This window comes from Chryseobacterium sp. ON_d1 (assembly GCF_006829085.1).
Classification (GTDB): Bacteria; Bacteroidota; Bacteroidia; order Flavobacteriales; family Weeksellaceae; genus Chryseobacterium.
Window position 1 is genome coordinate 280,779 of sequence record NZ_BJTC01000002.1, and the last position, 13,231, is coordinate 294,009.

The 13,231-nt window shown below is 35.4% G+C and carries 11 protein-coding genes; 9 read left to right on the forward strand and 2 right to left on the reverse strand.

Annotated elements, in window-relative coordinates; all coding sequences use genetic code 11:
- Positions 1-10 precede the first annotated feature (10 nt).
- The 4 genes from CRS_RS04685 to CRS_RS04700 all read left to right on the forward strand — a co-directional run bounded on the left by CRS_RS04685 (position 11) and on the right by CRS_RS04700 (position 4,857).
- Complete coding sequence (locus CRS_RS04685; protein ID WP_142722920.1) at positions 11-1,501, forward strand: MFS transporter; 1,491 nt, start codon at positions 11-13, stop codon at positions 1,499-1,501.
- 258 nt (positions 1,502-1,759) lie between these two features.
- Positions 1,760-2,686 carry a mevalonate kinase gene (locus CRS_RS04690; protein ID WP_142722921.1) on the forward strand — a complete coding sequence of 309 codons (927 nt, stop codon included), beginning with the start codon at positions 1,760-1,762 and terminating at the stop codon, positions 2,684-2,686.
- 10 nt (positions 2,687-2,696) lie between these two features.
- The gene (locus CRS_RS04695; protein WP_142722922.1) at positions 2,697-3,626 is read left to right on the forward strand and encodes a UbiA family prenyltransferase; all 930 of its coding nucleotides are present in this window, start codon (positions 2,697-2,699) and stop codon (positions 3,624-3,626) included.
- Positions 3,627-3,690: 64 nt separating this feature from the next.
- Positions 3,691-4,857 carry a proline dehydrogenase family protein gene (locus tag CRS_RS04700; protein ID WP_142722923.1) on the forward strand — a complete coding sequence of 389 codons (1,167 nt, stop codon included), beginning with the start codon at positions 3,691-3,693 and terminating at the stop codon, positions 4,855-4,857.
- Positions 4,858-5,332: 475 nt separating this feature from the next.
- Here CRS_RS04700 and CRS_RS04705 read toward each other — a convergent pair whose 3' ends face one another.
- The gene (locus tag CRS_RS04705; protein WP_142722924.1) at positions 5,333-5,866 is read right to left on the reverse strand and encodes a helix-turn-helix transcriptional regulator; all 534 of its coding nucleotides are present in this window, start codon (positions 5,864-5,866) and stop codon (positions 5,333-5,335) included.
- A 937-nt stretch (positions 5,867-6,803) separates the two neighbouring features.
- On the opposite strand from CRS_RS04705, the gene CRS_RS04710 reads away from it, so the two are divergent.
- Both CRS_RS04710 and CRS_RS04715 read left to right on the forward strand, forming a co-directional pair.
- The gene (locus CRS_RS04710) at positions 6,804-7,913 is read left to right on the forward strand and encodes a M14 family zinc carboxypeptidase (RefSeq protein ID WP_142722925.1); all 1,110 of its coding nucleotides are present in this window, start codon (positions 6,804-6,806) and stop codon (positions 7,911-7,913) included.
- A 64-nt stretch (positions 7,914-7,977) separates the two neighbouring features.
- Complete coding sequence (locus CRS_RS04715) at positions 7,978-8,382, forward strand: hypothetical protein (RefSeq protein ID WP_228451175.1); 405 nt, start codon at positions 7,978-7,980, stop codon at positions 8,380-8,382.
- A gap of 70 nt (positions 8,383-8,452) precedes the next feature.
- Here the strand turns inward: CRS_RS04715 and CRS_RS04720 are convergent, their stop codons facing one another.
- Positions 8,453-8,950, reverse strand: coding sequence for a DUF4920 domain-containing protein (locus tag CRS_RS04720; protein ID WP_142722926.1), 498 nt, complete (start codon positions 8,948-8,950; stop codon positions 8,453-8,455).
- Between the two features lie 142 nt (positions 8,951-9,092).
- Here CRS_RS04720 and CRS_RS04725 point away from each other — a divergent pair, with 142 nt between their 5' ends.
- The 3 genes from CRS_RS04725 to CRS_RS04735 all read left to right on the forward strand — a co-directional run bounded on the left by CRS_RS04725 (position 9,093) and on the right by CRS_RS04735 (position 13,009).
- Entirely contained in the window at positions 9,093-10,505 is a 1,413-nt protein-coding gene (locus CRS_RS04725; protein WP_142722927.1) for an APC family permease, read from the forward strand.
- 156 nt (positions 10,506-10,661) lie between these two features.
- Positions 10,662-11,102, forward strand: coding sequence for a GPW/gp25 family protein (locus CRS_RS04730; RefSeq protein WP_142722928.1), 441 nt, complete (start codon positions 10,662-10,664; stop codon positions 11,100-11,102).
- 23 nt (positions 11,103-11,125) lie between these two features.
- Positions 11,126-13,009, forward strand: coding sequence for a type VI secretion system baseplate subunit TssF (locus CRS_RS04735; protein WP_142722929.1), 1,884 nt, complete (start codon positions 11,126-11,128; stop codon positions 13,007-13,009).
- Positions 13,010-13,231 lie beyond the last annotated feature (222 nt).

A 13,231-nucleotide genomic window follows, 5' to 3' on the forward strand; every position in this document is an offset into this window, starting at 1 on the left:
TATATTTGAAATGTCTGAAACTGAGAATCGACAGCCTAAAAACATAAAGAATAATCCGAAGATTATGAAAGCCTGGGCTGTATATGACTGGGCTAACTCTGTGTATTCCCTGGTCATTACCTCTACTATTTTTCCCATTTATTATTCTATCCTAACCACGGCTTATGAGAAAAAGGAATATGTAGCAGAAACCAAATCATGGATTGATGTCCCGGTAAGGCATACAATCAAAATTTTTGGAGAAGGATATCAGCCGGATGCCGTATACGGATATTCACTTACCATATCGTTCTTTATCGTAGTATTACTGTCGCCGTTTTTATCTTCTTTAGCAGATACCATCGGAAATAAAAAATCTTTTCTGCAGTTCTTCTGCTATCTGGGAGCAACTTCATGTATGGGACTGGCTATGTTTACAGGAATGCATAACGTATTCTTGGGACTTCTGTTCAGTATTACAGCCAGTGTCGGATTCTGGGGAAGTTTAGTTTTTTATAACTCTTTCCTTCCCGATATTGCTACCCCGGACAGGCAGGATGCACTTTCTGCAAGAGGGTATGTGTACGGATATATCGGCTCTGTGGTTTTAGTAGTAATTTGTCTGGTATTGATTCAGGTTTTTGCCAAAGGAGCTGCTCAGCAATTACTGTTTACAAGAATCAGTTTCCTGTTAACAGGGGCATGGTGGTTTGGGTTTTCTCAATATACTTTCAAACATCTTCCTCAATTTGGCGATGTAAAAGATAAGCTTCCAAAAGATCTTGTCTTACTGAACTATAAAAATATCTTTAAAAAACATGAAGAGCAGGGTGGCTTTTTTGAAGTATTTAAAGATAACCTGAGCTTTTATAAAGACATTGCAAAAGAAAGTTTTCATGAACTGTTTAAAGTGGGGGGAGAGCTTTTCAAAGATAAAAACCTGAAATTCTTTCTGTCAAGTTTCTTCTTTTACAGTGTGGGAATGCAGACCATTTTCCTGATGGCAACCTTATTTGGGAAAAGTGAGATCAATCTTGCTCAGGATAAACTGATTGGAACGCTTCTTGTCATTCAGATTGAAGCGATTATCGGGGCTGTTATTTTTTCAAGACTTTCTAAGAGAATCGGTAATAAAAATGTCATTTCTATTGCCATCATCCTGTGGATTATAGCTTGTATCTGGGCCTATTTCCTTAATAAAGAAAATCCTACAGTAGAATATCAGTTCTACGGAGTCGCTGCAGTAGTAGGTTTGGTAATGGGGGGACTTCAGGCAATGTCCAGATCCACATACTCAAAGCTGCTTCCGGAAAACTCTATGGAAAATACCACGTACTTCAGCTTCTATGATGTGCTGGAGAAAATTGCCATCATTATTGGAACATTTATCTTTGCGACCTTGATTGAACATTTCAACAATATGCGTATTGCCGCATTGTCAATGACCATATTCTTCGGTGCCGGGCTTATTTTAATCCGATTCCTGAAGGTGAAAATGAGAAAAGACAGAGAAACATTATAAAATTAAAAAGACGTTATTTTTAGCGTCTTTTTTTATTGAAAAAAGAATAGGGTAACAGCTTAGGAAAAAAACTTAGTATGAAAATACCCTCCATGGATAAATCATGGATTTTATCTTTTAAATTATGTTTATTTATCATATTTTTTCCGTAATTTTAATAGAAGAACTGAAGAAAGTAAAATAGATGACAATTCGGCCTGAGTTTTGCTTATATTCAGCGGAATAATTTTTAACTTTGCAAAAAGATTTATTGTCAAAATGACCAACCCTTTATTTTATGCAAAAATAATCCTGTTTGGAGAATATGGAATGATTGAAGATTCCCAGGGGCTTGTAGTACCTTACAGCTTCTATAAAGGGACTCTAAAGTTTTCCGATTTGAGCTCTGAATTTGAACTTAATTCCAACAGGCATCTGCAGAAATATTCTGATTTTCTTACAAAACTTGATCTTTCCGATGATTTTAAACTGGATATTGAGAGTTTCAAAAAAGATATTTCAAACGGACTTTTCTTTGATTCCAATATTCCGCAAGGTTATGGAGTGGGAAGTTCTGGAGCGCTGGTAGCTGCTATTTTTGAAAAATATTCAATCAGTAAACTGAATCCCGAGAGTATTTCAAAGGATAATCTAAAAAAATTAAAAGCTGTTTTTGGTGAAATGGAAAGTTATTTCCATGGCAAAAGTTCAGGAATGGATCCGTTGATCTGTTATATGAACCTACCGATTCTTATCGAAAATAAAGAAAATTTAGACAGGGTAGACATTCCGGATGGAGAAGAAGGTAAAGGAGCTATTTTCCTGATTGATTCCGGTATGACGGGAGAAACAGGACCTATGATTCAGATCTTCTTTGAGAAAATGAAAACAGAAGGTTTCAGGAAAACCCTGAAAGAAGAGTTCATCCGTTACAATAATGCATGTATTGATTCTTTCCTGAAAAAAGATATGAATCCTTTCTTCAGAAATCTTAAAAAGCTTTCGCACTGGGCCTATGAACATTTCCGTCCTATGATTCCTGAAAGCATCTTTAATATCTGGAAAAAAGGACTGGACTCTAATGCTTATTATCTGAAACTCTGCGGAAGCGGCGGTGGAGGGTATATTTTAGGGTTTACCAAAGATTATGCAAAAGCAGAAAAAATGCTTGATGGCTTCCAAAAAGAAGTGATTTACAGATTTTAAACAGGTTGGAATGAATTCTGAAAAAGAAACTTTCCAATCTAAAAACGATCTATCAAAATCTCTATTTTACAGATTTTCACAATTCGTGGGCTTTCTGCTCGGAGCACGTTTTTTTGTAGCCGCTCTTTTGACCTTTGCCCTCTATGTTTCTACGTTTTTCCTGTTCAACCAGGACGAATCTTTCAGAAAATTCGTATTCGATTTTAAAGTACACGGTATTATTTTTTGTACCGTCCTTACCATTCTGGCGGGCGGGATTATCAATCAGTTCTATGATCTGGAGAAAGATCATGTTGTAAAGCCTTTCAGAACAAGGGTTCAGAGCTTCATCAAACAGAAATATTTTCTTTACGCTTACCTGGCATTAAGTGCTATTTCTTTGGGAGTAGCCTGGATGATTTCCCATAATGTTTTCGTCTTTTTTGTAGTCTATCAGTTCTTTATGTGGTTTTACAGCCATAAACTGAGCAGGATACTGATTCTGAATAATCTTACTTTTGTCAGCCTTACCCTGTATCCGTTTTTTGGAATGATGGTGTATTACGAAACCTTTTCTAAAAAGGTATTCCTGATGGCCGTTTTTCTTTTCCTTATTCTGCTCTGTATTGATATTGTGAAAGATACCCTTACCAGAAGTGTAGATAAAGCATTTGGATATACTACCATTCCCAATTATTTTAAAACCAGAAATACAAAAGTTATTCTGACCTCTTTATTGATGGTTACCATGGCAGTTTCTATGAAGCTTATTGCAAAAACCGGCATTACCGGGTTTATGGCATATTATTTTGCCGGAGGTCTTTTTGTGATGATCATATGTATTTATCTTCTTTTAAAGGCTTCCCGGAAAAGTAACTTCCTTACATTGAATATATTACGTTTCTGGGTTTTTGTAGGAATTATAGCAATGCTTTTAAACGGAATAGAGCATAAATTATAAAAAAATTCTTTTAAATAAACTGAGGTTATTATTACCTTTGCATAACTAAATTTAATAAATAGGAATGCCCATTTTTAATGATACTAAAATTGCATTTGCAGACAAGTCTGATGCACAATTGAGAAAGGCTTACTGGATGTTTAAAATGATTGAACAGCCCGCTCTTACAAGTCTTGGAACATCTATCCTTAATTTCACAGTACACAATAACTTTCCATTTGTAACAGGAATTGTAAAAAAAACTTTATTTGAGCAATTTTGCGGAGGGGAAACCCGTGAAGAAAGTATGAAAGTTGTGAAACAGCTGTTCAAGAGAGGAGTTGGAAGTATTTTCGATTATTCTATTGAAGGGAAGGAGGATGAGGAAACTTTTGATGCGGTGTGTAAAGAGATTAAGGACATTGTAAGGTTCTCAGTAGGAAATCCTGCAATTCCTTTTATCGTATTTAAGCCTACTGCCTTCGGAAGAATTGATCTTTATGAAGCTGTTGGAAAAGGAGCAGAGCTTACTACAAGCCAAAAAGAGGAATGGGAAAGAGTGGTAAAAAGATTTGATGAAGTATGCAGTCTTTGCCATGAAAATGATAAAAAAGTAATGGTAGATGCTGAAGAAACCTGGATGCAGGACGCAGCAGATCATCTTTGTGAAGAGATGATGGAGAAATATAACCAACAAAAGCCTATCGTCTGGAATACTATCCAGATGTACAGAACCGGAAGACTGGAATATATGGAAGCTCATCTTCAAAGAGCAAGAGAGAAGAATTATTTCATCGGTTATAAGATCGTCCGTGGTGCTTATATGGAAAAGGAAAGAGCCAGAGCAGCAGAAAAAGGATATGCAGATCCGATTCAGCCTACCAAAGAAGCTTCGGATAAAAACTATAATGCGGGAATCGACTTTGTAATGGAGCATTTGGACAAGGTTTCAGCGTTTTTCGGAACCCATAACGAAATCTCTTCAGAATTGATTATGGATAAAATGAAAGCCAAATCTCTTGAAAATAGTAATCCACATGTATATTTCGGACAGCTTTACGGAATGAGTGATAATATTACCTTCTATTTGTCAGATAAAGGCTATAATGTGGCTAAATATCTTCCATATGGACCTGTAAAGGATGTTGTGCCTTATTTGACGAGAAGAGCCCAGGAAAACACCTCTGTAGCCGGACAAACCGGAAGGGAACTTGGATTGATCAAGAAAGAACTGGAAAGAAGAAAAAAGTAATAGTGTTCTTCATAAATCTATCAGACCTGCATATTTAGCAGGTCTTTTTTATTGGAATTAACCCATTTAGGAAGCCTGTTTTTCCTGTGTGAGCAGGATTAGAATTTTAAATGAAATCAATAATAATCAATCAATCATGTATTGTATTAATTATATGTTAAAATAATATTATTTTTATTGCTGATTTGATTTTAAATATTTATATTTGATAGAGCCATAAAAAAACTAGCACATGAAAATGTTTTCAGTGACTGAGGTAATTCCAGTCATGAAGATCTTACCCATACGATAAGCCACAGTAAATTACCCTTATAAATAGTCTGAATTTGTAAATATAGAAAATGGGAGCAGGCATATAATGATCAATCCATCAGCTTGATTACCATTAATATTTTTTTAAAATAAAATAAAGCAATAGCTTTAGTTTTCTTCTTCAAATATTTTTTAACCTGATCATTTTCTTTGATCAGGTTTTTTAAGGCTCAAAACTTTCGAATTTTCCATTTTCATAAAACAAAACGATGCGTTTTATTTTACTTTGCTGATTACCAAACAGTTGACTTAAAACCTGATCGCCGGGATTTTCTAATCGCTGAGAATCCGATATTTTTTCCGGAGCTTTATTCTGGGCTGGTATAACCGATTCTCCAGGACTTGATTTTGGAGTTTCTGTCCTGGCTTCTTCACTTCCAAACTCATCATCATTCATCATGGTAAAAAGGTCGGGGAGTGGAGTCGTTTTTATTTTCTCCTCTTCAGCATGTTCTTCGTTAATTTCTGTTTCTGGCAGTTGGGATTTCAACATCTCACCTTCACCGGTAACCAGCCAGTCCCATAAAAGTTCCGGGAAACGGGATTTTATTTTTATGATAAATTCAAGAGAGGGTTTATTTCTGCCCGATGTAATATGTGAAATGGATGAACGCTGTACATCAATTTCATCAGCAAACTCAGAAGGAGTAAGATTGGAATACTCTATAATTTTGGAAATTCTTTCATTTAAACTCATAAAAATAAGCCTTTAATTATTTTACAAATGTAACATATAAAATTTACAAATGCAAAATACAAATGTAAATATGATGAAATTTCATTTGTATACATCTGTAAATTAATTTCAAATAATTATTATTCAGTATTTTATAGATAGATTACAATTGTATTTAACTTTCAAATCAAATTCTAACAGCTCAGAGATTGAGAGGGTATATCCTAGTTTAATATTGTAAATTAATAACTTTTTCAGGGTTTATTTACCTCTTAAAATACATGAAATTTGTGGTTTTACAATATTAACCCATAAAGCTCTTCTTTTTTGAAAATAATAGTCTGAATGTGTCTTATATGCTTCCTATACGTGTTATTCAACAGTTATAATTGTAAATTACTTATGTAAATGATGCTTAATTGAGCACTTTTGCCTCAGTGGATAAGAAATATTTACCTGGTAAACAACTTATTTTGTCATGAATGAAAATTTGGCTAAAAAAGTTTCTGTTATCCATAACTTTTCACCTGAATTAAATTTCTTAAGCATTTTACATTTGTATAATGGAATAAATTTCTATGTTTTCCCCATTTTCATTGTTTAATAAAATAGTCCTTAAATGCTTTTAAACAGACTCATTATTACTTCAAGTATTATTATAAATATAATTTAAATAAATTTTGTAAAGTATTGAATTGTAGATATTTAAATGTTTGGTTTTGAATTATTCACAATCCACAATTTTATCCACAGACAATTTGTCATTCTCTGTCGTTTAATGATTTTACAAAAGTTAATCAGTCAATTAAGTTTAAAAACAGCACTATTTAAATATTGTAAATTAAATAAAATACAGATGTCAAATGTAAATTTATGTGATTTGCTAATATTTACAAATGTTAATTTAAGTTTTTGATCAAAAATGGCTAAATTTGATTCTTGTAAATTATTTCTCAAAATGAATTTTGAACAGATCTACTCTCAAAACCCCGATTTCTCAAATCGCTATATTTCCCCTGAAAAATTATTTTCTTATCTACAGGCCTATCTCAGCGATTACATTCAGCAGATCGGAACATCCTATTTGGATAAACCTATTTATCAGTTAAGCATCGGAACCGGAAACATTCAGGTATTGGCATGGTCACAAATGCACGGAAATGAATCCAATGCTACTCATGCTATGCTTGATCTTTTGGTAACCCTTGATAAAGCTCCCGAACTGAAGGAGGATTTATTGAGTAAAATAAAATTCGACTTTATATTCATGCTGAATCCGGACGGATCTGAAAGATGGACCAGACTGAATGCAGCCGATATTGATCTGAACAGAGATTTTCATAATGAAGCAAGTAAAGAGATTAAATTCCTGAAAAAAGCAGCTGCTTCCAAGAAATATGATTATGCCTTAAATCTTCATGAGCAGAGAACCATCTTTACTACTGACGGTATTCATCCTGCTACACTTTCATTTTTGGCTCCCTCCGAAAATGTAGAACGTACTGTGACCGAAAACAGGAAAAAATGTATGGCAGTTATCGGAAATGTATACAATCATTTGAAGGAAATGATTCCCAATCAGATCGGAAGATATTCGGATGAGTTTTATCCGACTTCTACAGGAGATAATTTTATCAAAGCCGGGATGCCAACTATTTTATTCGAGGGAGGTCACTTTGTAGATGATTATACCAGAAAAGGAACCAGAAAATATTATACAATTGCTCTTTATTATGCTTTAAAAGCAATGAGTGAATTGAATTCTGATATTACAGGCTGGGAAACTTATCTGGAAATTCCTGAAAATAGAGAAACCCATTATGATGTCATTTACAGGAATGTAAAATTGAATACGGAGCATGAATGCATTCTTGACATCGCTGTCCAGTACAGAGAAATTAAGGAAGATGGTAAAGATGAAATCTCTTTTGTTCCTTTTGTAATGGAGGCAGGAGATGTGAAACAGAAAAAAGGCTGGCTGGAAATAGACTGTACCGGAAAGAAATTTGTTTCTGCTACTAAATATCCCAAGCTGGATGCTGTAGTGGAATTTAAAATAGAAGATTAAACGGTCAACATTTTTAAGTCCGGAACATTTATTTACACCCTTAAATCAAAATGGTTAATCAATTATGATAAAGAATTTTCTGACCTTAATTGTAGTAATAACTATGGGGCTGCCTTTGATAGCACAAAATCAGTCCTCAATCCCGTATAAAGCAAATGACAGTATGATGGTGACTGTAATACTTCGTCATATGCAGGAAAATCCGGTGGATACGATTCAGGCCAGGGTAATGAAGCAGAAATTTTATCAGAAACTCAATAAAAGCCATGCACACATCATTTCATGGAATGTGGTGATGGGAATAGGACAGATTATTACTTTAAGATTTAAACCTGAATATACGAGAGAAGTTAACCAGGTATTTGAAAGCGGAGCCTGGGGTGGATTTAAAACAGAATTTTATCCTTCTTATGATTTCCTTCCTGTTTATCCGGTAATGCTTGAAAAGGAAAAGAAAATGAGTAAATAAGATCTTCCAATATAAAAAAAACGTTCTCAACTTTTCTTGAGAACGTTTTTTTTATATTGTTGTATAGGAATTAATTAACTACTTTGATTCCATTCGCCACGAATCTGATTTCCTCTTTAGGCTGGGTAATCGCATCAATTTCAGACTGAGGTTTTTTAGCGTCTTCTGCATAGTGTTTCTGTTCATTCACAGAAATTACTTTTCTTTCAGCATTTCCTTCCAGTACTACATTTTTTCCTTTTAAAGCTGTCGGTACAAAAAACGCATAGTCTTTCATTTTCACAAAAAACTTAGAATTATCTTCCGTCTGAATGGTAAGCCAGCATCCTTTTTTGTCGCAGACGTCGGTTACTTTTCCTTTAACAGCAACATTCTCTACTTTTTTATTGTCCTTTTTAAGCTGTTTATTCAGCTTATCCACTGTGATTGCTTTGGATTCTACGGATGAAGTGAGCTGACCGCCATAAGTATCACCTACCAAAGCTTTTCCTGCCGGAGGTCCGGATTGGGCAAATGCTAATGAAGAAGTACTTACAGCTGCTGCAATTAATATCACCTTAAATTTCATGTTTAATATTTTTTTCAAAAATACTAATTAAAATCAAATCATAACCGAATTTTAAATAACAAAAAGCATATGTTTCAAGGAATTTTCAAGAAAATTCAAAATCAAAGACAGATTTGATTATATTTGACCCCTATACTTGACTATGCAGAAAAAACTGAAACTATGGGATGCCATCATGCTTGTGATGGGATCGATGATTGGAAGCGGAATATTTATTGTAAGTGCTGATATGATGCGGAATTTAGGTTCCGGATTCTGGCTGGTTGTCGTTTGGGTCATTACAGGTGTGATGACAGTGGCTGCAGCAATAAGTTATGGAGAACTGTCCGCATTGTTTCCAAAGGCAGGAGGGCAATATACTTATCTGAAAGAGATCTTCGGGAAAAAAATGGGATTCCTTTATGGCTGGGGGCTTTTTACGGTTATACAAACTGGAACCATTGCTGCAGTAGCAATGGCTTTTGGTAAATTTACTGCTTACCTGATTCCATCCCTGAACGATGCCGCACCTATTTTTCAAAGTGGTGAATTTAAGATAACCTGGATCCAGATTCTTGCTATTGGTGTGATTCTGCTGCTTACCTATATCAATACCCGTGGAGTGGAAAGCGGAAAAATCCTTCAGAATATTTTCACAGGTTCCAAAATTATTGCATTATTAGGCTTAATTGCTGCCGGTTTTATATTGGTGGATATTTCTCATTTATCTGAAAATTTCAGTTGGGGAACAGATTCATTCAATAATCTTAAAAAAGACCTGAGCGGTAATTTCCTTAAAGAAGGCTGGGAACCGATAGGGGGAATGACTCTACTGGGAGGAATTGCTGCTGCTATGGTAGGTTCTGTTTTCAGCTCTGTGGCATGGGAAAGCGTAACCTTTGTTTCCGGAGAAATTGAAAATCCTAAAAAAAATGTTGTAAAATCAATGATTTACGGAACTTCTGCTGTAATGATTCTTTATATTGCCGTAAACTATGTATACTTAAATGCCCTGGATAGGGATGCCATTGCATTTGCTGCCAATGACAGGGTAGCAGTAGCGGCCTCTCAGAATATCTTTGGAAGTGCGGGAACTATTATTATCGCTTTATTGGTGATGATCTCTACATTCGGATGCAATAACGGATTGATCCTGGCAGGAGCCAGAGTTTTTCAGACGATGGCAAAAGACGGTATGTTCTTTAAATCAGCAGAAAAAAACAATAAAAATGAAGTTCCTGAAAATGCATTATGGATGCAGGGTGTTTGGGCCTCCATTCTGTGTCTGAGCGGACAGTACGGGAATTTGCTGGACATGATCTCTTTTGTAATTGTTCTTTTTTATATGATTACGGTTTTTGGCGTTATTTATTTAAGAATGAAACAGCCGGAGCTGGAAAGACCTTATAAGACATGGCTTTATCCGGTAACTCCTGTTATTTACCTTTTGATAGGAACTTGTTTCTGTATCTTACTTTTAATCTACAAACAGCAATATACATGGCCTGGGTTTATTTTGGTTCTGCTTGGGCTTCCGGTGTACTATTTTATCAACCGAAAAAAATCAGACATTTGATATAACGAAAATATAACAGTTTAGAGGGCTTTCAATTCAGTTTGAAAGCCTTTTTTTAAATAATATTTTAAAGTATTGTAATCATTATTTGCCGGAAATGTGTATTTTGGTATCTCGTTTTTTAAAACAGGACCATGAAGTAAAAAACAATAAGCTATGGATACACCAAATTACAGAATGCCTTTCGTACCGTCTACTTTAATGACCGAAGGCGGAAGTATCGATACCTGCGGTATGGGGGAAAGTATTGCCCACAATATTATGCTGCTGATCACCACCAAAAAAGGGGAGAACAGATATGATGAAAACTATGGAAATGATGTCTGGAATCTTGAATTCGATAACGGCGTTACAAGTGCCATCTGGGAAAGCGTTTTTATCAAAAGTCTGAAGAGGCAGATTCAGGAATATGAACCGAGAATTGTAAACCCGCAGATTGATGCTCATATACAGTTTGTAGAACACAGCTACGATACTAAAGAACACACCGAAATTAAAAAGAAAGTAAGAATTGCCATCAATGCAAAAATGGAGGAAACAGGAGAACGTTTCAGTTTTTCAACAGAGCTGTTTCTAAGCCCGATGTCTATTGATTAATATTTTTAACAGCGAAAAAAATTATGAATTTAGATCAGAATATTTATTCCAAAGAATCTGTAAAAGCAAGAATGCTTCAGAATGCAACTAAAGTATGGGGATTGAGAAGTCCGCAGTCTTTAGATCCTTTTGTGAAACTCTTGATAGACGCATTCAGCACAGAGATTTTCAAAGCGAATAATGAAATACAAACGGTGAATGCCCGTATATTGGAAAAACTGGCGAAACTGCTTACACCGTCTATCTATACACATCCGAATCCCGCTCATTCTGTGGCTTTTACGCAGCCTTATGAATCTTCTGAAATTTTATTGGAACATACAGAGTTTTTCTTCCGTAAGCAAATGACTTCCACTATAAAATCTGAGTCAGATAAACAGCTGAATATTCCTTTTACTCCGGTGGGAAATGTAAGAATCAATAAAGTTCACGCCTCTATTATGTTTGTAGGGAATACCTGTTACAGTATTGATGATAGGTTTAATAAAATTCCTATTGCAAGATTCCAGGGAAGACCGGAAGATTACAGAAAAATAACAATAGGAGTGGATGTCAGCAAATATGTAAGTGAAAACTTCCCGAAATATCTGAGCATATTCTGTTCCAACCCGGCTTTTGAACATCTGGATTTTGTATACAAATTATTACCCTATATTACTGTATCAAGCAGTGGCAATCCTCTTTTTGTAAGAGAGGGTTTAAGCTACCTGGCAGAAAACCGGAACGATGGATACGAACAGATGTTCAAAGAGCAGTCTATCAGAAATAAAGTGATTGAAGATATTAAAAGTATTTACCGTCACAAATTTATTGAAGTAACAGGAATTTCTCAAAGCCTGTTTTCAGAACCGGGACAGCTACCGCAGAATCTTGAATTCCTGACAGAAAAAGAAGAAATTACTAAATTCCTGGACAATAAACGTTATCTGTGGCTTACCTTTGAATTCCCGCCACAGTTTTCAGCGGAAATCCTTGATAATTTTTCCTTTGTTCTGAACGCATTCCCGGTATACAACAGAGGTTGGAAAAAAACAGAATACACCCTTGATATCATGGGGAATAATATACCTCTGGTAACAGATGAAGGAGAACATTTCCTTTATGTGGATGAGGTGCAGGACGGAGATGGCAGGAAATATACTGAAATTCCCTTTACCCCGGCAGATGATCTTAAAAAAGGATTATATACTGTAAGAAAAGGAGGGATGGAGCGTTTCACAAGCCGAAATGCAGTTGATATGATTGCCAATGTTCTGGAGTTGACAAGGGATGAAATTGCGGCATTCTCCCTGCTAAATAGAGATAATGTAAAAGGAGTTCTCAGCGAAATGTCCGATAAAATGAAATCTATGGTGCAGAAAGTAAACAATGCCAAAAGGAATATCAGACAGGAGCTGAACTATGTGATCATGGAGCCGGTAGAAAAAACAGACCACACCTATGCTGCTTTCTGGATAACACACTGTACACTGGCCAATCATATGCGGCCCGGGACTGAACTTTCCAATCAGTTGAAGTCACAGACTATTGTCCTGCTTACAGAAACACTGGGAGGAGCCGAAGAGCAGAAAGGGACAGACAGTATTCAGGCTTATAAATATGCCCTGACAACCCGGGATAAAATCATTTCTTTGGAAGATGTCAAAAACTACTGCCGCATGATTCTGAAAGATGAGGTAAGAGAAGTAAGAGTGAGAAGAGGAACCATGATCAGCAATAAACCTAAAGAAGGCTTTGTAAGAACTGTTGAAGTGGAAATCGTTCCTCAGAACTATTCTTTCTATGGAAGAGCGTATTGGGAAAATATGGCCAATATTATCAGAAATCAGATCATTGCCAAGGCCATTGACGGAATCGAATATGTCGTAAGGATTACCAATGAGGACGTTGAGTTTCAGGATATGTAATTTTTTTTGAAAAGTAAATGAGTTTAAAATATAAAATGCCGTACCCGTTACGGCATTTTTAATTGTATCAATGGGAACTGGCTCCAGCCTGTTTTGAATAAATGAGATTTTCCAATGGCCTTAGCCTAGACACACGAAATTAATCCGTAAAAATTCAATCATTGACCGCTCAAAGTATTAACAAAACCTAAGAATTTTTTAAGAAACTTTTATCCCTTTAAT

Coding starts and splice junctions, on each gene's coding strand:
- CRS_RS04685 (WP_142722920.1), top strand. CDS start 11: ATGTCTGAAACTGAGAATCGACAGCCTAAAAACATAAAGAATAATCCG.
- CRS_RS04690 (WP_142722921.1), top strand. CDS start 1,760: ATGACCAACCCTTTATTTTATGCAAAAATAATCCTGTTTGGAGAATAT.
- CRS_RS04695 (WP_142722922.1), top strand. CDS start 2,697: ATGAATTCTGAAAAAGAAACTTTCCAATCTAAAAACGATCTATCAAAA.
- CRS_RS04700 (WP_142722923.1), top strand. CDS start 3,691: ATGCCCATTTTTAATGATACTAAAATTGCATTTGCAGACAAGTCTGAT.
- CRS_RS04705 (WP_142722924.1), bottom strand. CDS start 5,866: ATGAGTTTAAATGAAAGAATTTCCAAAATTATAGAGTATTCCAATCTT.
- CRS_RS04710 (WP_142722925.1), top strand. CDS start 6,804: ATGAATTTTGAACAGATCTACTCTCAAAACCCCGATTTCTCAAATCGC.
- CRS_RS04715 (WP_228451175.1), top strand. CDS start 7,978: ATGATAAAGAATTTTCTGACCTTAATTGTAGTAATAACTATGGGGCTG.
- CRS_RS04720 (WP_142722926.1), bottom strand. CDS start 8,950: ATGAAATTTAAGGTGATATTAATTGCAGCAGCTGTAAGTACTTCTTCA.
- CRS_RS04725 (WP_142722927.1), top strand. CDS start 9,093: ATGCAGAAAAAACTGAAACTATGGGATGCCATCATGCTTGTGATGGGA.
- CRS_RS04730 (WP_142722928.1), top strand. CDS start 10,662: ATGGATACACCAAATTACAGAATGCCTTTCGTACCGTCTACTTTAATG.
- CRS_RS04735 (WP_142722929.1), top strand. CDS start 11,126: ATGAATTTAGATCAGAATATTTATTCCAAAGAATCTGTAAAAGCAAGA.